Origin of the sequence: Bacillus sp. HMF5848, from assembly GCF_003944835.1 — a bacterium.
Classification (GTDB): Bacteria; Bacillota; Bacilli; order Bacillales; family HMF5848; genus HMF5848.
Genome location: NZ_RWIV01000001.1, coordinates 399,549 through 423,229, shown reverse-complemented (window position 1 = coordinate 423,229; position 23,681 = coordinate 399,549). Strand labels below are relative to the sequence as shown.

At 38.6% G+C, this 23,681-nt stretch carries 19 protein-coding genes; 6 read left to right on the top strand and 13 right to left on the bottom strand.

Going from position 1 to position 23,681, the window contains the following annotated elements; translation table 11 throughout:
- Positions 1-73 precede the first annotated feature (73 nt).
- A complete protein-coding gene (locus tag EJF36_RS02070; RefSeq protein WP_125904777.1) occupies positions 74-781 on the top strand; it encodes a hypothetical protein in 708 nt (235 codons plus the stop codon).
- Positions 782-835: 54 nt separating this feature from the next.
- Here EJF36_RS02070 and putP read toward each other — a convergent pair whose 3' ends face one another.
- A complete protein-coding gene (gene putP, locus EJF36_RS02065; protein ID WP_125904776.1) occupies positions 836-2,314 on the bottom strand; it encodes a sodium/proline symporter PutP in 1,479 nt (492 codons plus the stop codon).
- 426 nt (positions 2,315-2,740) lie between these two features.
- Between putP and EJF36_RS02060 the strand changes: the two genes are divergently transcribed.
- Positions 2,741-4,561 carry a pyruvate kinase gene (locus EJF36_RS02060; protein ID WP_125904775.1) on the top strand — a complete coding sequence of 607 codons (1,821 nt, stop codon included), beginning with the start codon at positions 2,741-2,743 and terminating at the stop codon, positions 4,559-4,561.
- Positions 4,562-4,628: 67 nt separating this feature from the next.
- On the opposite strand, the gene pruA is transcribed toward EJF36_RS02060, so the two are convergent.
- The 6 genes from pruA to EJF36_RS02030 all read right to left on the bottom strand — a co-directional run bounded on the left by pruA (position 4,629) and on the right by EJF36_RS02030 (position 14,716).
- Positions 4,629-6,176 (bottom strand): L-glutamate gamma-semialdehyde dehydrogenase, encoded by a 1,548-nt coding sequence (pruA, locus tag EJF36_RS02055; protein ID WP_125904774.1) that lies wholly within the window; start codon positions 6,174-6,176, stop codon positions 4,629-4,631.
- A 369-nt stretch (positions 6,177-6,545) separates the two neighbouring features.
- Complete coding sequence (locus EJF36_RS02050) at positions 6,546-7,718, bottom strand: CamS family sex pheromone protein (RefSeq protein ID WP_125904773.1); 1,173 nt, start codon at positions 7,716-7,718, stop codon at positions 6,546-6,548.
- A 13-nt stretch (positions 7,719-7,731) separates the two neighbouring features.
- Entirely contained in the window at positions 7,732-9,738 is a 2,007-nt protein-coding gene (ligA, locus tag EJF36_RS02045) for an NAD-dependent DNA ligase LigA (protein ID WP_125904772.1), read from the bottom strand.
- A gap of 185 nt (positions 9,739-9,923) precedes the next feature.
- Positions 9,924-12,125: a DNA helicase PcrA gene (pcrA, locus tag EJF36_RS02040; RefSeq protein WP_125904771.1), complete on the bottom strand. Its 2,202-nt coding sequence runs from the start codon at positions 12,123-12,125 to the stop codon at positions 9,924-9,926.
- A 58-nt stretch (positions 12,126-12,183) separates the two neighbouring features.
- The gene (gene pcrB, locus EJF36_RS02035) at positions 12,184-12,876 is read right to left on the bottom strand and encodes a heptaprenylglyceryl phosphate synthase (RefSeq protein WP_125904770.1); all 693 of its coding nucleotides are present in this window, start codon (positions 12,874-12,876) and stop codon (positions 12,184-12,186) included.
- 235 nt (positions 12,877-13,111) lie between these two features.
- Complete coding sequence (locus EJF36_RS02030; protein ID WP_125904769.1) at positions 13,112-14,716, bottom strand: PucR family transcriptional regulator; 1,605 nt, start codon at positions 14,714-14,716, stop codon at positions 13,112-13,114.
- Positions 14,717-14,895: 179 nt separating this feature from the next.
- Here EJF36_RS02030 and EJF36_RS02025 point away from each other — a divergent pair, with 179 nt between their 5' ends.
- Both EJF36_RS02025 and EJF36_RS02020 read left to right on the top strand, forming a co-directional pair.
- On the top strand, positions 14,896-16,833 hold the full coding sequence (locus EJF36_RS02025; protein ID WP_125904768.1) for an NAD(P)/FAD-dependent oxidoreductase: 1,938 nt from the start codon (positions 14,896-14,898) through the stop codon (positions 16,831-16,833).
- Between the two features lie 98 nt (positions 16,834-16,931).
- Positions 16,932-17,792: an SDR family NAD(P)-dependent oxidoreductase gene (locus EJF36_RS02020; RefSeq protein WP_125904767.1), complete on the top strand. Its 861-nt coding sequence runs from the start codon at positions 16,932-16,934 to the stop codon at positions 17,790-17,792.
- Positions 17,793-17,894: 102 nt separating this feature from the next.
- On the opposite strand, the gene EJF36_RS02015 is transcribed toward EJF36_RS02020, so the two are convergent.
- Positions 17,895-18,200 (bottom strand): hypothetical protein, encoded by a 306-nt coding sequence (locus tag EJF36_RS02015; RefSeq protein WP_125904766.1) that lies wholly within the window; start codon positions 18,198-18,200, stop codon positions 17,895-17,897.
- A 489-nt stretch (positions 18,201-18,689) separates the two neighbouring features.
- Between EJF36_RS02015 and EJF36_RS02010 the strand changes: the two genes are divergently transcribed.
- Positions 18,690-19,187 carry a fasciclin domain-containing protein gene (locus EJF36_RS02010; protein WP_125904765.1) on the top strand — a complete coding sequence of 166 codons (498 nt, stop codon included), beginning with the start codon at positions 18,690-18,692 and terminating at the stop codon, positions 19,185-19,187.
- Positions 19,188-19,311: 124 nt separating this feature from the next.
- On the opposite strand, the gene EJF36_RS02005 is transcribed toward EJF36_RS02010, so the two are convergent.
- Positions 19,312-19,926, bottom strand: coding sequence for a PH domain-containing protein (locus EJF36_RS02005; RefSeq protein WP_125904764.1), 615 nt, complete (start codon positions 19,924-19,926; stop codon positions 19,312-19,314).
- A gap of 67 nt (positions 19,927-19,993) precedes the next feature.
- Positions 19,994-20,734, bottom strand: a complete 741-nt coding sequence (locus EJF36_RS02000; protein WP_125904763.1) for an SDR family oxidoreductase — start codon at positions 20,732-20,734, stop codon at positions 19,994-19,996.
- A gap of 145 nt (positions 20,735-20,879) precedes the next feature.
- On the opposite strand from EJF36_RS02000, the gene EJF36_RS01995 reads away from it, so the two are divergent.
- Positions 20,880-21,602 (top strand): YebC/PmpR family DNA-binding transcriptional regulator, encoded by a 723-nt coding sequence (locus EJF36_RS01995; protein WP_125904762.1) that lies wholly within the window; start codon positions 20,880-20,882, stop codon positions 21,600-21,602.
- 288 nt (positions 21,603-21,890) lie between these two features.
- On the opposite strand, the gene EJF36_RS01990 is transcribed toward EJF36_RS01995, so the two are convergent.
- The 3 genes from EJF36_RS01990 to EJF36_RS01985 all read right to left on the bottom strand — a co-directional run bounded on the left by EJF36_RS01990 (position 21,891) and on the right by EJF36_RS01985 (position 23,669).
- A complete protein-coding gene (locus EJF36_RS01990; RefSeq protein WP_125904761.1) occupies positions 21,891-22,526 on the bottom strand; it encodes an FMN-dependent NADH-azoreductase in 636 nt (211 codons plus the stop codon).
- A 103-nt stretch (positions 22,527-22,629) separates the two neighbouring features.
- Positions 22,630-22,767: a hypothetical protein gene (locus EJF36_RS21380; RefSeq protein WP_185806788.1), complete on the bottom strand. Its 138-nt coding sequence runs from the start codon at positions 22,765-22,767 to the stop codon at positions 22,630-22,632.
- Positions 22,768-23,369: 602 nt separating this feature from the next.
- A complete protein-coding gene (locus tag EJF36_RS01985) occupies positions 23,370-23,669 on the bottom strand; it encodes a YerC/YecD family TrpR-related protein (protein ID WP_125904760.1) in 300 nt (99 codons plus the stop codon).
- Positions 23,670-23,681: the final 12 nt, after the last annotated feature.

The window sequence follows — 23,681 nt, the reverse complement described above, 5'->3', positions numbered from 1 at the left end:
CTTTACACTATTACGATTTCCGAAATCTTAGCATGTATTATAGTAAACAATGAAAAGGATGGTGTGTTTGTAGATGGCTCAAAATAAAAGACAAATCGGGATTAATCAAGAAGAAACTGGCTGTACAAGAACTTTCAGTCGAAATATCACTGAATTTGCAGAATTAATTATTGAACCAAATATTATTGCAGGGACTCCTACTGTAGAATGTATCGGAGAACCAGAGATTATAGATATGTTACCAGAATTTGATGATAACTGTACTTTCAATGTCTCTCAAGATTTATGTGTAGAATTTGATGTAAGCTTTGGTGCGAATGCGAGCGTTGGGGCAAATGGTTTAGTATGTGATGATCCAATCATAGGTGGGTGCGGAACACCACCAATGGGTTGTGTATTAACAAGAGGCCGTTATCAAACGGATGAGGAATTTACTAATTCAATCATCGAAGCTGAAGGTGGATCTATACCATTAGGAAACGGTGGTAACTTTAGTATATTAGCTACCACTGGTAATGTCGCTGATATCTTTGACGGAAATCCACCAGCTCCAGCACCTGATATTCCGCAATACGAAACTTTATATATTCAGTTGTTAACAGCTAAATTAAATGTTGCTCGTGGGGCAACTTGTGATTTTGCTACAGAAGCAATTGCCGCAGCAGACGCATTTCTTTCAAATGTAACGCCAGCAGATCCAACTCAAGCTTCTGCATTAGCTGATGACCTTGATGACTTTAATAACGGTCGGATTAATGAATGCCCACAAAAATGTGATTAACCTAAATAAAAACGGCCACACTCGCAATAAAGAGTGTGACCGTTTTTTTAATATCTACGCTGTTTGCATTTGTTCGAACTCTTCCTGAATTTCCATAGAAGATCCACCTGTCACGACACTCACAAGCCAAATCATGAACGCACAAATTAGGAAGCCTGGCACGATTTCGTATAAGTTAAAAATGCCACCTTCTAGTTTTGCCCATACAACAACTGTTATAGCACCTGTAAGCATACCTGAAAGGGCACCCCAGCGATTCATCTTCTTCCAGAACAATGATAATATAATAACCGGTCCAAATGCAGCACCGAATCCTGCCCATGCATAGCTTACTAAATCGAGAATGGATGAAGCATTCTCGTTAGCAGGGTTCGCTGTCCATGCTAAGAATATAGCAATAAGAGCAATGACTACAACCCCTAAACGGCCAACCCAAACTAATTCCTTTTGGCTAGCATCCTTCTTTAAGATGGCACCATAAAAGTCTTCAGCTAGCGCACTTGAAGACACAAGTAGCTGTGAATCGATGGTACTCATAATAGCTGACAAAATAGCAGCTAGCAAAATACCCGATACCCATGGATTAAATAATACATCCGTAAATAGGATAAATACTTTTTCAGGATTATCGACTGTTACAGTGCTCTCTGCGAAGTAAGCAACGCCAGCAAATCCAGTCAAAATTGCACCAATTAAACCTAAAACCATCCAGCTCATCCCAATTACACGGGCTACTGGTACATCCTTACGCGAGCGAATCGCCATAAAACGCGTAATGATATGAGGCTGACCAAAGTACCCTAAGCCCCATGCTAGTAATGAAACAATACCGATAAGCGTCATATTATCATACGCACTCAAATATGACGGATCAATACTACCAACCTTGGCAATTGTTTCTTCCCAGCCATTTATACTATTAATTGCTACAATCGGCACGACGATGAGGGCTAAGAACATCAAAATTCCCTGAACAAAATCAGTCCAACTAACCGCCAGGAACCCTCCTAAAAACGTATACGATATAATGACGATTGCACCAATTAGTAGTGCTTGGTTATACGTCATTCCAAATGTTTCTTGGAATAAAATCGCGCCTCCTACTAAACCAGATGAAGCATAGAAGGTAAAGAACAATAAGATTACTATTGCTGAAATAACACGTAATAGCTTAGTAGAATCCTTAAAACGATTCTCTAGATAATCTGGTACTGTAATCGAATCCTGAGCAATCTCTGTATATGTACGTAGACGTCCTGCAACATATTGCCAGTTTAAGTAAGCCCCGACAGCTAAACCTACACATATCCATAATGCATCCATACCTGCAGTGTAAGCATATCCTGGAAGCCCCAATAGCAACCAACTACTCATATCAGATGCTCCTGCACTTAGTGCTGTAACACCTGGTCCTAGGCTTCTGCCACCTAATACATAGTCTGATAAGTTATTAGTTAGACGATAAAATAAAATACCTATTCCTAACATTCCTACTAAATACACCATAAACGTAACTAACGTTGGAGTTGACAAATAATCATTCCTTCCTTTTTTCTTAATCTCACTTTTTCCATGGTTCCTTTTTCCTTATGCTTGGTTGTTTTCTTTAACAAGTGAGATAACTGATAACACAACCAAGATTGGCATTGGAACTGCTAATAGCAGCCATGTTAGAGCTGAGATACCCACACATCCGCCTCCTTTCAAATGACACATTGTTATGTATAAGCACAAGTTCCCTACTTTATTACAATAGTTTTACCTGTTGCTTATATAACTATATTAAAAAAAACACATATATAATCGTACCGAAAATCCAACTAGAATGCAAATTTGTAAGATTCCCCCTTTTTAACCTTACAAAACTTTTAGGAAAAATTAACATTTCATTCATTGTAATTCAATTGCAATTCCTATTATCGTTAAAGTAAATATATAAGTGGCAAATAGGTGATATACATGAATTCTGTATTAAAAGAAGACACTATTTCTCAACAGCTGGTTGAAGTATTAGATTTTATTCAAGCAAGAACAATGCAAACCGTGCAAAAATGGCATTATCATACGGAAGACCGTACATTTAGTCGCGATAATCTCCTAGCTTATTTGGCATTACGTCAATTAGATATCCACGACCTACAAATGCAGTTAGCAGATATGGGACTTTCCTCTTTAGGTCGCTCCGAACATAATGTCCTTGAAAGTATTACAGCAGTTTTACAGCATCTACCTACGAGTCATCACATACCGCAACCCAGTCAGAATGTATCGCCGTTATCCATTATCCAATCCCGGAAAGAACGCATCTACGGAAGGCATAGTGAAACAAAACAAACGAGCATCATGGTTACAATCGATGCTAAATCACTTGAAGATGATAGTTTAATAGAAAACCTACTACTCCGCGGTATGAATATTGCACGTATTAACACAGCTCATGATAGGACTGATGATTGGCTGCAAATTATTAATAGAATTCGCACCACTGAGCAGCTCCTTATAAGCAAAGGCTTATACTCTCCTAATCGTCATTGTAGAATTTATATGGATTTAGCCGGCCCAAAAATTCGTACAGGTGCTTTCGTAATGAAACGTAGCATGATTAAATTTTCACCAAAAAACATTGGGTACTTAGACAGTAATGTAACAAATAGCTTTATAAAAAAAGAGAGAGAGTTAGATAAAGCATGTGTGTTAGCAGTTCCGTATGAGCTAGTACAAAGGGTAACCACCGGTGATAAACTGATGATTGTAGACGAGCGTGGAAAAACAAGAGAAATACTTGTAACTGACATAGAAAACACTAGATTGAAGGTACAAATTGATAGAAAAGCTTTCATAATTGAGAACGCGTACATATATGTTGATGAGGAAAAATATCAGATCGGTCCAACACAAGCTGTACAAGTTCCTTGCAAGCTTCAAAAAAGAGACGTACTGCGACTTTACCGTGACAGCACAATTATCGGTCAACCTGCTTCAGAATCTCATCCAGCATCTATTTCATGTACACTTCCAGAAGCACTTACACAAGTTATTGAAGGGGATCGAGTGTTTTTTGATGATGGAAAAATATCCGGTATCTCCACTCATATAGCAGAAGATTACATTGACATTACTATTACAGCACCACATATAAAGCCCGCAAAGTTAAAATCGGGAAAAGGAATAAATTTGCCTGATACAGCAATTAATATATCTTCTCTTTCTGATGAAGATATTACTCATTTAGAATTTGCTGTTAAACATGCCGATATTGTGGGTCTGTCATTTATTCATAGTGCTGCTGATTTGGAGAATCTACAAACTCACTTAACTCTATTAGGCGGCACACATTTAGCGGTTGTAGCCAAAATAGAAACAAAAGATGCTATTCGTAACTTAGCTAGTATTTTACTAAAAGGATTGGAGTTTGAGTCCTTTGGTGTCATGATTGCACGCGGGGATTTAGCGGTTGAAGTTGGTTTTGAAAATCTATCTCACGTCCAGGAAGATATATTATGTATGTGTGAAGCAGCCCATATACCTGTTATTCTAGCTACTCAAATACTAGAACGTCTTGCCAAAGAAGGAACTCCTGCTCGTGCAGAAATAACCGATGCGGCGATGGGCATACGAGCTGAATGCGTCATGCTAAACAAAGGACCACATATCGTCGAAGCTGTCGAAGTGCTGTCAACTTTACTTAAAAACGCAGCTCTTTCACACGTAAAAAAACGACAAGTCTTCACGCATTTTACGAAGCAGTGCGGTATCTTTATAGATGAGGATAATAATTAATAAAGCTTAAGGACATCCGTCCTTAAGCTTTTGTGCATGTATATATTTTTTTTAGTTTCAGCAATCTTTACAGCATCTCTGATGTTGTTTTTCCTTGCATGTGAAGGACTAAGTAATCAGGACCGCCTGCTTTAGAATCTGTTCCGGACATATTGAATCCACCAAATGGTTGATAGCCTACAATAGCACCTGTACAACCACGGTTAAAATAAAGGTTACCAACGTGGAAATCTTCACGTGCTTTTTCAATATGTGCACGGTTGTTAGTAAGAACAGCGCCCGTTAGACCATACTCTGTATTGTTTGCAATTTCAAGTGCTTCATCAAAGTCTTTAGCCTTCGCAAATGCCACAACTGGTCCAAAGATTTCTTCCTGCATAAGGCGTGCATCTGGTGCTAGGTCTGCAAATATAGTAGGTTGAATGAAGTAACCTGTGCTATCATCACCTTCGCCACCAGCCATAAGCCTACCTTCGCCTTTTCCAATTTCAATGTATTCCATAATTTTATTATAAGCCGCTTGATCGATAACAGGACCCATGAAGAACTCATTGTTAGTCGTATTACCAACCGTTAACTTTTTCGTTAATTCTACAACACGATTTAGAACTTCGTCATACACATCTTCCACTATAACAGCACGTGAGCATGCAGAACATTTTTGACCTGAGAAGCCAAATGCAGATGCAACGATAGATTGTGCTGCTAACTCTAGGTCAGCCTCTTTATCTACTACAATTGTATCTTTTCCACCCATCTCAGCAATTACACGCTTAAGCCATTTTTGACCTGGATGAACCTTTGCTGCACGTTCATAAATACGTAGCCCTACTTCTTTTGATCCTGTGAAGCTAATAAAGCGAGTTTTTGGATGGTCAACTAGATAGTCTCCCACTTCTTTCCCGCTACCCGGAATAAAGTTAATAACACCAGGTGGTAGGCCTGCTTCTTCAAGCACTTCTAAAAATTTATATGCTACTACAGGTGTAGAACTTGCAGGTTTAAGTAACACTGTATTTCCTGTTACCATGGCTGCAACAGTCGTACCTGCCATAATAGCAAATAAGAAATTCCACGGAGAAATGACAACTCCCACTCCTAGTGGAATGTAGTTATAGCGATTGTACTCATTAGGACGGCTATTAACAGGTACCCCATCTTTAAGAGCAAGCATTTGTCTACCGTAATACTCCATAAAGTCGATTGCTTCCGCTGTATCAGCATCTGCTTCATTCCACGGCTTACCGCCCTCTTTAACTAGCAATGCTGAAAACTCATGCTTTCTGCGACGAACAATCGCTGCTGCACGGAATAAAATATCAGCTCGCACCTCTGGCTTAGACTTACGCCAATCTTGGAATGTCTTATCAGCTACCTGCATCGCTTGTTCAGCAAGCTCTTTATTAGCTTTCGACACCCGACCTATAACCTCATCTTTGTTAGCTGGATTTATAGAAACAATTTTATCCTCAGTTGTTATTCTTTCTCCTCCAATAACAAGCGGATAATCTTGCCCTAAATATGACTCTACTATTTTTAAGCCTTTCAAAAATGCCTCTTTGTTTGCTTCAACAGAAAAATCAGTAAACGGTTCATGCTTATATGGCTGGACCATCTGTTTTGCCCCCCTCTAATGAATTAAGCGGTTTCATTAACATTCTATAACATAAAGTCGAATGCTTCAAACATGTTATTATTTTCGTAAAATTTAAAAAATTATAAGTGCTATATCCGTATCATTTCAGCTAACATAACCGCTAACTTTTTAAGCTAATATTAGGCAGAAATTAACTGACTCATCTATGTTCTAATTCAGATATTCACTCTTAATCTCTGGGGGGATTCGCGCATAAATCACAAAAACCCGCGCTTAAACCCCTGAAACTCACGCATAAATCCCTGAAATTCACGCTTAAACCCCAAAAACTCGCGCTTAAACAGCCGTGTTGCTAATATACAACACGGCTTTTCTGTTAGTCATATATTAGTTATATATATGAACTAATGGGTCTTTTTCATTTACTTCTCGAACTATAAGACTCTCTGGGCCACTTATAGAAGATATGTGGATTTCGACAGAAATATATGGTGGAAATTGCTCTAGCATGATACCTGTTACGTATTGAGTAAAACCAATGACTTCTGCTTTGCCATAAAACTGCATATTTATATCAATCTCCAAATGTTGCAATTCCTGGCTTGCATAAAAGCCCGTTCCTATAATTCCTGTGAAATTCGGAAAAAATTCAGCTATATCGTCTTTGAAATTATTAAATAGGATTGCATCCTCACGATACGTATCCATCGCTTCTGACGATGGGAATAAAATGTAATCCTCAAAAATCGGCTCCCATTTACCTACAGAATTATTTTTTCCATTCACATATGTTTTAGCAAAGAAGTTTCCTGGTGTAATTGACGAAGCAGCTTCTTGTTTAAATAAGGCAATGACAATTGGCACCTCTTCTAATCCTTCAATTTGACGAACTCGTTGTAGGACTTGCTGTGCCATTTTTTCGCCTTCTCGTTCAATATCTTCGTCTGGAATCTCATATTCGCGCGGGAAAATTCCTTCGGGATACTCTGCATTGAAATAATGTACTGAATTAAGTGCCAATCCGAGTACAATCGCTTCTAACTCTATTTTTCCATCATCTGTTTTTTTATAATAATTGTGCTCGAGTATATATGACAAATATTGAGGACTTTCTTCGTTCGCCTGTAAACTTAAGCGCTCCTCTTCAGATAAAGCTGGATTCAACCCAAGGTTTGGACTTTGAGATTCAGCAACCTCGTCAGCCGTTTTCTTTCGACTGATCCATGAATATATTGTTTTTTCATCAAGAAATTGACCTTCTTGAAACAAATATTCATCAGTAGGAAATTTGTCTTGTGCCACGCGGATTAACCCTGTTTCAAATTCGTCTATATCATACCTAGTGCGCATTAGATTTGTAACCAACCCTCTTGCTGCGCTAGGCTGAAATGGCAATATAGTTTGATAGTATGAATTTGAGATGTTGTATTTTGGGATAATAGCTCTTTCAGTCGTTTGCTCCGTTGTTTCTTGAATTAACTCCTCTTCCTGTTTAAAGTTAGGTGCACATGCTGCAAGTAAGACTAAGCAGCATGTGAACACAGTTAATATATACCTCACTCATATGCACCTCTTATTTCTGAAGCTCTTCAAGCATTCTAGCTTCGTCCCAAACCTCTATACCAAGCTCAGTCGCCTTGTCTAGCTTTGAGCCAGCTGCTTCCCCTGCTATAACAAGGTTTGTTGACTTGCTAACGCTGCCTGTTACTTTCCCTCCGAGCGCCTCAATTTCTGCTTTTGCATCAGAACGTGACATTTGCTCAAGCTTACCTGTTAATACAATTGTTTTTCCTGAAAAATATGAGTCCACTTCACTTGCATCAATTGGCTTTGGCCCTTTATACGCCATGTTGACCTCTGATTCCTTTAATTCTTCAATCAGCTCTTTTACATCAGGGTTGGCGAAATATGCTACAACCGATTGTGCCATTTTTTCTCCAATCTCATGAATGGCAACAAGCTCTTCTAATGTTGCCTGACTTAGAGCCTCCATAGTTCCAAAGTGCTGTGCTAGCGTTTTAGCTGCCTTTGCTCCTACGTGGCGTATACCTAAACCAAACAGTAATTTTTCAAGTGAATTACTCCTTGATGCATCTATCGCTGCTAAAAGATTATTGGCAGACTTTTCACCCATTCGCTCAAGTGCAATAAGCTGTGGCTTTGTCAGCTTGTATATATCTGCGACATCATGTATTAAGTTCTCACTAAAAAGCTGTGTGACGACTTTTTCTCCCAAACCATCTATGTTCATGGCATTTCTTGAAACAAAGTGTATTAAGCCTTCACGAATTTGCGCCGGACACTTCGGATTAATACAACGGAGCGCTACCTCATCTTCAATACGAACTAGCTCACTGTCACATTCCGGACAATGTGTCGGCATTTCATACGGCATCTCTTCACCTGTGCGACGGTCCTCGACTACTCCTACAACCTCAGGAATAATATCTCCCGCTTTTTTTACTATAACATAGTCGCCAATACGAATATCTTTTTCACGAATTAAATCCTCATTATGGAGTGATGCGCGTTGCACAGTTGTTCCTGCTACTTTAACAGGCTCCAACAAAGCTGTTGGCGTAATTGCTCCTGTTCGTCCAACAGTTACTTCAATATCGAGTAGCTTTGTAACCACTTCTTCTGCTGGAAATTTGTAAGCAATAGCCCAACGTGGACTTTTTACCGTTGTTCCTAATTCTTCCTGTTGGGCAAGTGAATCAACTTTTATAACAATGCCATCAATGTCATATGCTAGATCGGCTCGCTTCACTGTCCAACTCTCACAATAGTCGATAACCTCATCAATTGAAAGGCAGCGTCGACGTTCAGGGTTTGTTTTGTAGCCCATTCTCTCGAGTAAATTAAGAGCTTCACTGTGAGACGACACGTTTGTATTACCTAGATCAGCAATACTATAAACATACATATCTAAATTACGAGATGCCGCAATTTTAGGGTCTAATTGTCGTAAAGAACCTGCCGCTGCATTACGAGGATTGGCAAATAGCTCCTCGCCTTTTTCTTCTTTAATTTTGTTTAATGCTTCAAAGGAGCGCTTAGGCATAAATGCCTCACCGCGCACCTCGAGGGTTGCTTGTTCATTCAAACGTAGCGGCAACGATCTGACAGTCTTTAAGTTTTCTGTTATATCTTCACCTACTTGACCGTCACCACGCGTTGCTCCTTGTACAAACACGCCACCTTCATAACGAACAGATACCGCTAGTCCGTCTATCTTTAGCTCGCAGACGTACTGCACATCATCACCGATCGTCTGTCGAACACGACGATCAAAGTCGCGTAAATCACCGTCATTGAACGCATTTCCAAGACTTAACATCGGTATGCGATGCTCAACCTTTTTAAATGCTTCTAAAACAGTCCCCCCGACACGAACAGTTGGAGAATCAGCAGTTTTCAGGGCCGGGAATTGCTCTTCCAATTGCAACAACTCTTGCATGTACCTGTCATACTCAGCGTCTGATGCAGACGGCTGATCTAACACATAGTATTCATAATTTAATTTATTTAATAGCTCATGAAGTTCATTTACACGTTCTTGTGCTTGTTTTTCATTCATCTATCAGCCATCCCTTTCGAGAAAATAACATGGTTGCATTAACAAATATTGTTAAACTCTATCAAACTTACGCCATCACAGTATTCTTATGTAAAACCTCTACTTACTTGTTCGACCAAAACAACATACATCGATTAAATACAAGCCGTATACTTTAGTATACGGCATCATTAACTAACATAACTCTATATCTTTGTAATTGGTGCAAATTTTGCTAATAAGCGTTTCACACCTTGGCCTGGGAATGCGATATCTAACTCTTTATCCTCATCAGAACCCTTCACACTTACAACGGTTCCTACACCCCACTTGCCATGGCTAGCTTTATCGCCAACCTGCCAATCAGCCTTTTCTCCACCTGTTGTTTTGTGAATGGATTTTTGCACAACACCAGGTTTAAATGGTGTATTGATTTGTGTAGTAGAACGTGGTACTTCTATATGCTCTTTTTCAATAAGCTCCTCTGGAATCTCATTGATAAAACGGGACACTTCATTATAATTTGTCCGTCCGTATAATGTACGCGAGCCTGCATTCGTAATATATAATTGTTCTTCGGCGCGTGTAATCCCAACATAGGCAAGACGGCGTTCCTCTTCCATTTCTGCTTCATCCTCTAGGGAACGACTATGAGGAAATACCCCTTCTTCTAGCCCCATTAAAAATACGACAGGGAACTCTAGTCCTTTTGCCGAGTGAAGTGTCATTAAAATAACACTATCCTGGTCTGCTTCATCGTCCTCATCAACAGAATCAATATCAGCAATCAGTGCTAAGTCTGTTAAAAAAGCAACAAGACTTTTATCTTCATTTTTTTGTTCAAAGTTTTTCGTTACTGATAAAAATTCCTCAATATTTTCAAGGCGACTTTGCGCTTCTAAAGTTTTTTCCGCTTCAAGCATCGCTCGATAGCCTGTCTTATTAATTACTTCATCTACTAGTTCTGTAACAGACAGGTACTCTTGCATTTTCCAAAGATTTTGGATTATATCACGGAATTCAGCAAGTGATTTAACTACCCTTGTGCTGAGGCCAATGTCGTCTATTTTATCAAGCGCCTCATACACCGATAGACCATGTGCTATTGCGTAGTCAGCAATTTTATCCTCGGAAGCGGCACCTACACCTCTTTTTGGAACATTAATAATACGTGCTAGGCTCAAATCATCGTCAGGATTTGCAATGACTCGCAAATAGGCAAGTATATCCTTAATTTCTTTACGTTCATAGAACTTAATCCCACCGACGATTTGATATGGAATATCTGATTTAAGCAGAATTTCTTCTATTACACGTGACTGCGCATTCGTTCGATAAAGAAAAGCAAAATCAGAATAACTTTTCTTATTTCCACTAACTAGGTCACGAATTTTCCCTGCTGCAAACTCAGCCTCTGCATATTCATTGTTAGCGCGGAAGTATGTGATTTTTTCACCAGTGTCATTATCTGTCCATAGTTTTTTCGGCTTACGGTTCGTGTTACGTTCTATGACACTGTTTGCAGCGTCAAGAATTGTTTTAGATGAGCGATAGTTTTGTTCTAGCAACACAATCTTCGCATTTGGATACTCTTTTTCAAACGATAATATATTTGCAATGTCTGCACCACGCCAACGATAAATCGACTGATCTGAATCACCCACAACACAAATATTTCTGAAGCGATTAGCAAGCAAGCTTACTAATATGTACTGTGCATGGTTCGTATCTTGATACTCATCAACGTGAATGTATTGAAATTTGTTTTGATAGTATTCAAGCGCCTCTGGTACGTCTTTAAATAGCTGAATTGTTGTCATAATTAGATCATCAAAATCAAGCGAGTGATTTTTACGAAGTCGCTTTTGGTACGCTTCATACACATCACTGACGATATCTTCAAAATAACCACCTGTTAAATTGCCATAATCCTCATATGTTTTTAACTCATTTTTGGCACTGCTAATTGCAGAGAGAATTCCACGCGGTTCAAATTTTTTCGGGTCAATATTCTTTTCCTTTAAAATATTTTTAATAACAGATAGCTGATCTGTTGGATCTAAAATCGAGAAGTTTCTATTTATACCAATCCTATCACTTTCACGTCGCAATATACGAACACACATAGAGTGAAATGTTGAAATCCAAATATCATCTGCGACACCGCCGACAATCTTTTGGATACGCTCACGCATTTCACGTGCTGCCTTATTCGTAAAGGTAATAGCAAGAATATTCCAAGGTGCTACTTGTTTTTCAGCCATTAAATAAGCTATACGATGGGTCAGCACGCGTGTTTTACCACTTCCCGCTCCAGCCATAATAAGTAGCGGACCATTCGTTGCTTTTACTGCTTCTTGTTGCTCCGGATTCAAACCTGTTAACAATTGTTTAGAGATTATACCCAAGTCATACACCGTCCCTTTTATCGAACATTTGTTTCTATTATAACATATAATTTGCTTATTACTTATCTTTCTTTATAGCTCGGACAGTTTGAAGTGCTGCCTCTACATCATCATAAATAATATTACCTACCACTATCGTATCAGCGTGTTTTGCCATTTCAACGGCTTGCTTGTCATCACGAATGCCACCGCCATAAAAGAGCTGCGTCTGTGTGAGTGATGCTTTTGCCTCCTTCACAACATTCACATCTCCATATGTTCCGCTATATTCCATATAAAAAATTGGTAGACGTAGCATTTTTTCAGCCATACGAGCATAAGCAATAACATCTTCGCTACTTAATGCTGTATCGGCTTTTGTGACCTGGGCGGCCTTACATTCATCATTTAAGATACAATATCCCTCAAATATAATTTCATCCCAGTTCATAATATCCCCGAATTCCTTAATAGCATCATGATGCAGCCCAACAATCCACTCGCGGTCTTTACTATTTAGAACAGAAGGAATGAAATAATAGTCAAATCCAGGTGTAAGAGCTTCAAGATTAGAAACCTCCAGTACACATGGAACTACATATCTACGAATACGAGCCATAAGCTGAAGAACATTATCAAGAGTGACGTCATCCGTACCTCCTACCATTATGGCATCAGTCCCCGACTCACAAAGTCTTTCTAACGCTTCATCACTAAGCTCTTTTGCGGGGTCAAGCTTGAATACATGACGCCACTCTGAAATTTCATACATATGTAACTCCTCCATCTTATAATTTCCATTAAATCATTATAGCAGAACTAAAATAGGTAAGGAAACACGGGGACAGCTCGAGGACGCTAAAAAAGTAGCAGCTACGAAAAAGAGAAGCTAATCATCTACTATATGTAGTTGATTAACTTCTTTCAATCCTATATATCGTTAATAATTACATTAAATCCTTCAAACTAGACTTTTTTCATTGTTGTTTGACGGTTCTCGTGCGCCTTCATGACTCGAAGGAAGCACGAGAACCGTCCCCACGCTGCATTTCTTTTTTTCGTATATAATTTAAGATCATGTATGAATAAGCGATTTGAAAAATTACTTCACCTTCTTTTAAATTCAATTGTGATAACTCGAGAATTTTATTCAAACGATATTTTAATGTATTTCTATGAATATAGAGCATATCTGCTGTATCATGAATGTTTTGGTTATGTAATAAATACATAAACAACGTATTGTAGTAATCTGTTTTATTTTTGTCATCATACTCTTTTAGCTTAAGTATTGCCGGATGACAGTATGAAAGTAATTTGTCTTTATCAACAAAGTCATCTAGCAGATGATAGAACTTTAAATCATTATAGAAAAAGAGAGAAGATTGCTTATCTAAAAGGGACACTAGCTCGAATCCCTTTTCTAACTGTTTGTACTGTATGCTCAAATCATACAAATCAGTAAAAATGTCACTTACCATCCCATGTAAATGGTGCCTTTCTAAAAGGGACGAAACGTTACTACATAGTTTTTCCCATTTGGCTGGACTTTTTTCTTTATCTGATAACAGTACATATAAATCTTTTTTATAAATAAATTGCTTACTGTTAGGAAGAAGTAAGCGAATTTGATTCTGTATATCCTCTGAACACTTAGCTCGTTTTGTACTATCTTTGGCTTTTATAGCAATTAATCTTTTGTATGTCAGTAATGTAAGCTTGGAAGCTTGCAGACGACTTTCCAGTTCATCCTTTGAATGAATAGTGTTAGCTACTAAATCTACAAATAGTTTTTCCTCTAACATACCATATGAAATCGCCATCGATGACTCTGCATGGTGATTTAAATGAAATGAAATAATCTGTGCTAGTTCACCAAGAAGCTTTAGTTGTTCGGAGGTAACAGGTGTATAGCATTCTGGTACGATAACATACCCTTTAAGCTCTTTATTAATATATAATTTACTAACCCACTTCTTAATTTTATTGGCATGACACTCAATGGAAAACGGAATATGTGAATCCGGAGAATTGGCAAGCGCTTTCAGTTTATTAACTTCTGTAATAAATTCATATGAGCAAAAGCCTTTTGCTACATTTCTAGCCCAAATTTCATCTGTCAAATGAAGCCTTTTCGTATATTGGATGACCTTGAAGCTTTCATCAATGACAATGATAGGGTTATTCAGCAGCTTTTCACCAATCTCCATAACGTCTAGTAAACTACTTTTAGTAACTAACCCCTCATATAGCTGATGCGATTGCTTGTAAAATACATATTGAGATTGATAGATAGTTTTTACTGCATTAAACACACTAAATATGCATGTATTTTTAACGATGATGAGACTACAAACCGTTTTCATAAGTTGCTTTAACTTCTCACTGCTTGCATTCACGTCCTCCACTAAAACAACGTGACAGTCTATTAGGGCTGCGCAATACAAATCTAGCTGCGATGCTTGTAACACATACATACAGCGACTGTTGAGCTTTTGCATGTTTTCTCGTGATATAAAATACACATCCTCGACAACAGCAGGCTCCCTAGAAACTAGAACTCGTGACTCAAACTGATCTGATAATCTTTCATATATCTTACTTATTAGCATAGTATCACCCTCTTAAAGTATACTTGATTGCTTTTCGTCTGAACAGAGTCTTTGTGCATTCATTCACAAAGCACAAAACAAACGTAATTTTTTGTCTAGAACGGACATATGCCACGTATTTTCTCTGTGATACAGTTAAGTTAATTTAATTGCTCATTATTTCACAAGGAGGTTATACAATGACTTATACACATTTGTTTTCCAAAGGTCGTATCGGTACACTACAGTTAAAAAATAGAATTGTGATGCCAGCTATAGGTACCTCACTTGCAAGCTCCACCGGAGAAGCATCATCAGAACTCATCGCCTATTACGAAGAAAGAGCAAAAGGTGGGTGCGGCTTAATCATTACAGAGATTACGAGAATTGATGACGAATTAGGCGTGGGCTGTGCCAACCAGCTTGCTGTAACGAAGCCTATTCATATTCCTCAGCTTGAAAGATTAGTTAGAACTGTACACAAATATGATACAAAGCTTTTTGTTCAATTACACCATCCTGGTAGACAAACACATTCACATTTACTTGATGGCAAACAAATCGTAGCCCCAAGTGCCATCATGTGTAACAGAACAAAAGAAATGCCAAGAGCTTTAACTACTGAAGAAGTAGAAGGCTTGATAAAAAAATTCGTAAAAGGCGCCAAGATTGCACAAATGGCGGGCGTTGATGGCGTAGAGCTTCACGGCGCACACGGATATTTAATCAATCAATTTCTAAGTCCTTATACAAACAAACGGGCAGATAAATATGGCGGGGACTTTGTAAATCGCGCTCGCTTCATAACAGAGATCATTTTAGGAATTAAACATATATGCGGCAAGGACTTCCCTGTAAGCGTTCGCTTAAGTGGTGATGAGTTTGTTGAAGGTGGATTAAAACTAGCGGATACAATAAAAATTGCGAAGTACTTAGAAAGTATTGGTGTGGACGCAATTAATGTTAGCTGTGGCACATATGAGTCTGGTGTCACCATTGTAGAACCTACCTCATATCCTCAAGGCTGGAAAAAGCATTTAGCTCAAGGGGTCAAACAAGCCATTAATATTCCTGTTATTGCTGTATCAGTTATCCGCAAGCCTGAATTTGCTGAGTCATTATTAACTGAAGGGGCAACTGACTTTGTAGCTGTTGGAAGAGCTCAGTTAGCTGACCCTGAGTGGAGTAACAAAGCTTTTGCAGGGCTTGATTCATCCATCCGTCCTTGCATTTCCTGCTTACACTGTATTGAGGAACTTGGGAAAGGTGGCTGTATAAAGTGCGCCGTTAACCCTAGAATGGGACGAGAATTAGAATTCTCTCAACTTGATACTAATGGAAACGACCGAACTGTTGCGATTATCGGAGGAGGACCTGCTGGTATGGAGGCAGCTCGTACATTGTCCATGAGAGGATTCCGCCCTGTATTATTTGAAAAAGAAGGGCATTTAGGTGGGGCATTACGTCTTGCTGGTATGCCTCCTGGTAAGGACAAAATGACATGGTTTGTCGACTATTTAGCTAATGAACTTAAGGAAATGAATATAGACGTCCGTTTAAACAGTGAGCCATCACTTGAAGACATAGACGCACTAGATCCTTATGCTGTGTTCTGGGCAGCTGGTGCATCACCAATCATTCCTAATGTGCCAGGGATCAACCTACCTCACGTTTGTACGGCAAATGATATTTTAGACGGCAAAGTAACCGTTACTGGAAAAAAAGCAGTGATTATTGGGTCTGGTATGACAGGCTGTGAGACAGCTGAGCTATTAGCAAGTCAACAAAATGACGTTACGATTGTAGAAATGAAACAATCAATAGGAAATGGCATATATGCACCTATTCTTTATGACATTTCGCAAAAGCTTAAAAAGTATAAAGTGAACGTTGTAACAGGTCATTCGCTAGCCGCTATTAATGACACAACTGTCTCAGTTGCATCCGTCAGCACTCGAACACCACTCACAATGGAAGCTGATATTGTTGTTCTTTCAATGGGTGTGAGACCTAGACAGCTTTTACAAGACATAGAAGACCGCTACTCTCGAGTGAAGGTAATCGGTGATGCTGGAGCAGTAGGCCGTATCGCAGAAGCCGTACGTGAAGGCTATGAAAAAGCGTATGTATTAGCGTAAATGATAGCATGGTGCTTCATGTGCTATTCCCAAAAAAAGAGCGGTAAACGTTATTAACGTAACGATACAATATTTCGACTTGAGAGGAGCATGTGTTTATGAAAGATTTCATAGGAAAAGTAGCCGTTATTACAGGTGCTGGAAACGGCTTTGGAGTTGAACTAGCGAAGGAATGTGCAACACGTGGTATGAAGATTGTCATTGCGGATATAGACAAAAATGATTTGTACAGAACAGAATCAATGTTAATAGAGATGGGAGCAGATGTTGTTGCCGTCGCAACAGATGTTTCTATATACGAAGAAGTCGAACTTCTAGCTAAAATTACGATAGATACGTTTGGTTCAGTCGACTTATTATTTAACAATGCAGGTGTTGTTGCCGCTGGACCTGTTTGGGAGCTTCCCGTTAACGACTGGGATTGGATTATGGGTGTGAATGTGAACGGTCTTGTGTATGGTTTACGAGCATTTATTCCGATCATGCTTAAGCAAGGTACCCCTTGTCATATCGTGAACACATCCTCTGTGGCAGGATTATTAACAACACCAAGCATGGTCGCTTACCACACGACAAAGCATGCAGCTGTCGCGTTAACCGAAGCTACTAATTACAGTTTACAAGCGATTAATGCGAATATAAAAATGTCTGTTTTCTGTCCGGGCTTTGTGCAAACTGATTTACATAATTGTGATCGCCATCGCCCAGAACGATTTAAAATTGATCCAAACAATCCTTATTATGAAAGCAAAACCTATAAAGAGGGACTAGCACGTGGTCAACATGTCATTACAACTGGTATCCCTATTGATTCGATTGCTCAAAGTGTATTTATAGCGATTGAAGATGAGAAATTCTATATTCTCACTCATCCACAATACCATCCGGTCATCGGCAAACGTGTAAAAGATATGCTAGAAGGTGTCAATCCATCTGCTGAATTTTTCACAAAAGCATAAAGGAAACATGGGGACGGTTCTCATGCTGCCATCGAAGGTAGCACGAGAACCGTCCCCAGTCTGCCAAAAAGGTTGCGGCTTTTAGCTCGCAACCTTTTTATCTTATTGGTCCTTATTGTTTGCATCATTCATATCTTGTGGATCTTCAATTATATCCTCTCTATCTGGGTTTGCATCATTTTCATCGTCGCCCATCATGCCACCATCTTCATCCATACCCATATCTCCGTTAATGCCGTTGTTATCCATGCCATTATTATTGTCTAAACCATTGTTATCCATGTCCATGTCATTTTCCATGATTGTATCATCGTCTGCTGGTGGTGGTGCCTCATCACCAGCGTTACATCCAGCTAACATTGAGACCGATAACAGAAGACCTGCCAATAAAAGAAACAATTTGTTCATAATAAATCTCCTTCCAATTAATGTTAATCAATTTTAAATTTCCCTAAAGACATTTTTTTATGTAAATATATTTAAAAATATTTTCGATTTATAGTTACTAAACGGAAGACGCTTTCTAACGTCGGTGAGCGCCATCGGAGGCACTGATCCGCCTTCTAGAGCGATTGGCATGTGGCCAAGAACACTGTTTTCCGTTTTCCCCTCTGAACCTTTGTAGCTTGAGTACTGAGAAGTAAATAAAAAGTATAATCGCAAACCGAACGAAATCTGTTATGAGATGGAAAAGTAAAATAGGAAAGAAAAAACTTACTAAATATCAACACTCAAAAAGTTATTCTATGAAAGATAAATTTTCGGATGAAATTTCATAAAAAACAAATACTACATTTTAGATTATACGTATGGGAGGGATTTACATATCAAACTGTATTAAAGTGATTGATGGTTTCTTTAATAATTTTATATGAGGTAAAAAAAGGAGGATTTTTTATGAAAAAGAAAAGCTATGGGTTCGTATTATTGATTTTCATGATGATCATGTCATTAACTTCGGGAGTATTCGCTGCGGAGAAGCAAGGCAGTGAAAAGGACATTGTCGATACAGCTATAGAAGCAGGTGACTTTAATACGTTGGCAGCTGCTTTAGAGAAGGCGGGCTTGGTCGAGACATTGAAAGAGGAAGGTCCATTTACTGTATTTGCACCAACAGATGAGGCGTTTGAAAAACTACTAAAACAATTAGATATAACAGCTGAGGAATTACTGGCTAGAGAAGACTTAAAGGACATTTTACTGTACCACGTCGTGCCTGGTAAAGTGATGTCGAATGAGTTAAAAGACGGAATGAAGGTTAAAACATTAGCTAAAGAAAAAGTAACAATCTCACTTGATCCTATTCGAGTCAATAAAGCAAATGTAGTAAAACCAGACATTGAAGCATCAAATGGCGTGATTCATGTCATTGATGAAGTACTGCTGCCAAAATAAAAGATATTGCATTACCGAGATAAAACGGATGTCCAAGGACATCCGTTTGTTTATGTTTTCAACATATAGCTTGGCAATTCGGCTAGAGTTTTCCTTAACATGAGACGCAAAGCGTTGCTCCGAATTAATTGTTTATATATCTTTCAAATACATCTCCGAAATCTTTTACATTATATTGCTTTTTAGTTTGAGCAAACCAATTAAACGCGAGCTCATTCATTGCTTTGAATTCATCAGATATACTTACTTCAGTACCTTCTGTCCGGTTCAACGTCGCTGATGCAAGACTTAAACTTTCTCCGGCAAATTTTAGCATAGTAGCGTTATCCCTTTGAATTTCAGCGATTTTTATAAGAGCTTTATAAAGGTCTTTTAATTCTTCTATATGTTTTTTGTGCACATCAATAGAAAATGGTGTACTGCCAATGTTGAATTTCACCTCAACATCAAGGTCTACTGTACCTGCCGTTTCTAACATAACATTGGATACAGTATTAATATCGTACTCATAACGATATAGCATTCTTTTTTTACTAGCTGCACTTGTTCCATCTAAGTGAATGAGAGCTTTGTTAGTAAAGCAATATTCATCTGATTTGGATTTAATTAAAAAGTAGATTTTTTCGTTATCCTCATGCATCACATAATCGTCTGTATCCACTTTATCATAGTCTACCGGTTTAATAACTGATCCAATATCACTTAATCCTAATACGTCTGACGCAACTCTCTTTAACATGTAATCTCCCTTTCTTTTTAAAAATAGTCCCTTGTAAATATACGTACGGGATACGAGAAAGATTCAATTAAATTCCAAATGTATTGCCACCATTAACAGATAATACTTGTCCTGTAATGAAGCTAGCTTGATCAGATGCTAAAAAAACAACACTATTTGCGATATCTTGAGGTACTCCTATTCTTTTTAATGCAGTTCCTTCAGCATAAAAGTTAATGCTGTCTTGTTTAACATCAGCATGACGTTCAACAGGGATAAAACCAGGGTTAACAATGTTAACAGTTATACCATACGGTCCTAATTCGTTTGCCCATGAACGAGTCATACCGAGCTGAGCTGACTTTGCTGTAACATAATTACCAAAATTGGCATTGCCTATTTGGACAACCTCACTTCCAATATTAATAATCCGACCACTATTTTTTCTTTTCATACAAGGTAAAACGGCTTTCGTTAACAGCAAAGGTGCTTTTACAAAGAATTCTAGTTGATCAAGGTATGCTTGCCAATCGCTCTCTTCAATTGAAAGCTCCGGCTGCGGTCCTGTTGCATTATTAACAAGGATGTCAATATCACCTATCTCATCAATCATACGTAAAACGGCACCTTCATTAGTAACATCACCTTGAATAGCTTCAGCCTGTCCACTGTTCTGCTCTATCTTACGTACAACCTCATTCGCAGCACTCGAATCATGGGCATAGTTAATGTACACTTTTGCTCCTGCCGCGGCTATCTGCATGCTTATAACACGGCCAAGCCCCTTTGATCCCCCTGTTACTAATGCTACCTTCCCTGTAAGCTGCATATATAAACCCCCAATTAAAATGTTAGTTGTATTGTAACAATACTATAGCTTTTCTAAAAGTCGTCATCGATAGTCTTTTAACTAGACAAGAATATACGGTATAATAACGAAGTGAATGTATAAAGTTGAAAGTGAGTGTTCAAAAATGGGACGCAAATGGAACAATATTAAAGAAAAAAAAGCGGCAAAGGACGCAAATACAAGTAGAATTTATGCGAAGTTCGGACGTGAAATTTACGTTGTCGCACGACAAGGTGAGCCAGATCCAGAGCTTAACCAAGCTTTGAGGTTTGTGTTGGAACGCGCAAAAACATACAACGTTCCTAAGCATATAATTGATCGTGCTATCGAAAAAGCAAAAGGTGGCTCTGAAGAGAACTATGACGAGCTACGTTACGAGGGATTCGGTCCTAACGGCTCGATGGTTATTGTTGATGCCTTAACGAACAATGTAAATCGCACAGCTTCAGAAGTACGAGCAGCCTTCGGTAAAAATGGTGGTAACATGGGTGTCAGTGGTTCTGTCTCATATATGTTCGATGCAACAGCTGTAATTGGTTTAGAAGGAAAAACAGCTGACGAGGCGCTGGAAATCTTAATGGAAGCAGATGTTGACGTTCGCGATATTTTAGAAGAGGATGAGGGTATCATCGTCTATGCTGAGCCGGACCAATTCCATGCTGTACAGCAAGCATTTAAGGATGCAGGTGTTTCTGATTTCACAGTTGCTGAACTTACAATGCTAGCTCAAAATTTCATCACTCTTCCGGATGAAGAAGCTGTCGCACAGTTTGAAAAACTTATTGATGTACTTGAGGATTTAGAAGACGTGCAACAAGTGTATCACAATGTTGAGTTAGGTGAATAAAAGTACGATACGAAAGCGCGTAACTTTGAATAGTTACGCGCTTGTTTGTTGGATTTTAGACGAGATTTCGTTTCTGAGTATGGGCTTGAACTGTTTCTTTATGAGTTGCTAGTTTATGCGTGAGATTTTGAGGTTTATGCGCTATATTCACGCGTTTATGCGTGAAATTTTACATGTTATGCGCCATTTTTACTGTTTATGCGCTAAATATTACGTTTAATGCGTATTTTGACTTGCTGCATAATGCACAGACTGACATCACGTACGTTGTCCATTTTTTTATAATTATTAAAACGTATTCGCAAGCTCTTTTGCACGAGCAATTGCATCCCGCTTGATTTGCTCTGCCTTGTCGGGCATAGCCGCGTGACCCTCGACAAACAAACCTTCGAATGATGGTACGCCGAAAAACTGCATAATAATGTTTAGATAGCGGTGTCCCATTTCTAATGCTGCAGCTGGTCCTTCGGAATAAATCCCTCCACGAGCTTGAATATGCAATGCTTTTTTATCTGTTAAAAGACCCACTGGGCCTTTGTCTGTATACTGGAACGTTTTTCCGGCAACAGCAACAGCATCAATATAAACCTTCATCACTGGTGGAAACGAGAAGTTCCATAAAGGTGTTACAAAAACATATTTGTCCGCTGAAACAAACTGCTCACTAAGTTCTGATAAACGAGAAACCTTATTTTTTTCCTCAGAAGATAACTCTTCAAATCCTTGTCCTTGCTGTAGCTTCCCCCAACCACTAAAAACATCTACATCAATATGTGGAATATGCTCCCGATATAAATCTATATGAACGACTTCATCACTTGGATTAACCTCTCTATACGTATCTATGAACGCTTTTCCTACGCTCATACTATAGGATACTTTATCATCGTGTGGGTGCGCCGTTATGTATAAAACTTTAGCCATATTATGCCCTCTTTCTCATATTTTTTAATATTTTGCTCTTAAAAATATGATTTATCCACGGCAACCTACCTAACAATAAAAAAAGATTTGTCGGCTGACAAATCTAAGCTTTTACCTCGTATGGATTGGCGCTAATATTCAAACGCATTTCATCTGTAATTTGTAACAGTTCGCTGGTAACGCTTTCTGTGTTAGCTTCAGCTGGTACACTTCCATCGTAATGAATTGGTTTACTTGTCATGCTGTGGCACCTCCTACTACTAGTTTACACTATTATTGTATCGTTTATAACGAGGCTTATAAAGGTATTTTCACAAAAATCAAAATTATAAAAAAGAAGCCATACACTCGCCTTTTTATGCGTGAATTTTTGAGTTTAAGCGTGAATTCGACTTGTTTGTGCGTGAAATTTATGGTTTATGCGCCAATTCCGCCTGATTACGGGCAATTCACCGCTGTTTATGGGTACATTTTAATAGGTTATGGGCCAATTTCAGCTATTTATGGGCATTTTCTAGATGTTTATGGGGCAACTCTCGCTATTTATGGGCAAATCCCAAGCGCTAACGTCCCAATTCCTCCTGTTTATGCGTCAAATTTTAAGTTTTATGCGCCAATTCCGCCTGATTATGCGCTAAATTTTAAGTTTTATGCGCCATTTCCGCCTGTTTATGCGTCAAATTTTAAAGTTTATGCGTATTTTCTAGTTATGCGCCAAATTTTTGAGGTTATGCGCAATTATCCTGTCAGTTGCACCAGATTGTGCTCACCCTCTTTCAACCGACAGGTAGCCACAACAAAAAAAACACATAACCACCTAAGAGGGATTATGTGTTCAAAATATTACTCTTTTTCTTCCTTAATTCGGTCTAATGCCATTTCATACGCATCGTTACCATAATTTAAACAGCGTTTTACACGAGAGATGGTTGCAGTTGAGGCTCCCGTTTCTGTTTCAATTTTATGGTATGTAAAGCCTTCCCGGAGCATTCTAGCTACCTCTAAACGCTGAGCAAGTGATTGAATTTCATTTACTGTACAAAGATCATCAAAAAAACGATAACATTCCTCTAAATCCTTTAAAGACAAGACAGCATTAAATAGCTGATCTAATTCTTTCCCGCGTAGTTTTTCAATTTGCATATATTGTTCTCC

Coding starts and splice junctions, on each gene's coding strand:
- EJF36_RS01995 (WP_125904762.1), top strand. CDS start 20,880: ATGGGACGCAAATGGAACAATATTAAAGAAAAAAAAGCGGCAAAGGAC.
- EJF36_RS02060 (WP_125904775.1), top strand. CDS start 2,741: ATGAATTCTGTATTAAAAGAAGACACTATTTCTCAACAGCTGGTTGAA.
- EJF36_RS02025 (WP_125904768.1), top strand. CDS start 14,896: ATGACTTATACACATTTGTTTTCCAAAGGTCGTATCGGTACACTACAG.
- EJF36_RS01985 (WP_125904760.1), bottom strand. CDS start 23,669: ATGCAAATTGAAAAACTACGCGGGAAAGAATTAGATCAGCTATTTAAT.
- EJF36_RS02070 (WP_125904777.1), top strand. CDS start 74: ATGGCTCAAAATAAAAGACAAATCGGGATTAATCAAGAAGAAACTGGC.
- EJF36_RS02030 (WP_125904769.1), bottom strand. CDS start 14,716: ATGCTAATAAGTAAGATATATGAAAGATTATCAGATCAGTTTGAGTCA.
- pcrB (WP_125904770.1), bottom strand. CDS start 12,876: ATGTATGAAATTTCAGAGTGGCGTCATGTATTCAAGCTTGACCCCGCA.
- EJF36_RS02015 (WP_125904766.1), bottom strand. CDS start 18,200: ATGAACAAATTGTTTCTTTTATTGGCAGGTCTTCTGTTATCGGTCTCA.
- EJF36_RS02005 (WP_125904764.1), bottom strand. CDS start 19,926: ATGTTAAAGAGAGTTGCGTCAGACGTATTAGGATTAAGTGATATTGGA.
- ligA (WP_125904772.1), bottom strand. CDS start 9,738: ATGAATGAAAAACAAGCACAAGAACGTGTAAATGAACTTCATGAGCTA.
- EJF36_RS01990 (WP_125904761.1), bottom strand. CDS start 22,526: ATGGCTAAAGTTTTATACATAACGGCGCACCCACACGATGATAAAGTA.
- EJF36_RS02000 (WP_125904763.1), bottom strand. CDS start 20,734: ATGCAGCTTACAGGGAAGGTAGCATTAGTAACAGGGGGATCAAAGGGG.
- EJF36_RS02010 (WP_125904765.1), top strand. CDS start 18,690: ATGAAAAAGAAAAGCTATGGGTTCGTATTATTGATTTTCATGATGATC.
- EJF36_RS21380 (WP_185806788.1), bottom strand. CDS start 22,767: ATGACAAGTAAACCAATTCATTACGATGGAAGTGTACCAGCTGAAGCT.
- EJF36_RS02020 (WP_125904767.1), top strand. CDS start 16,932: ATGAAAGATTTCATAGGAAAAGTAGCCGTTATTACAGGTGCTGGAAAC.
- pruA (WP_125904774.1), bottom strand. CDS start 6,176: ATGGTCCAGCCATATAAGCATGAACCGTTTACTGATTTTTCTGTTGAA.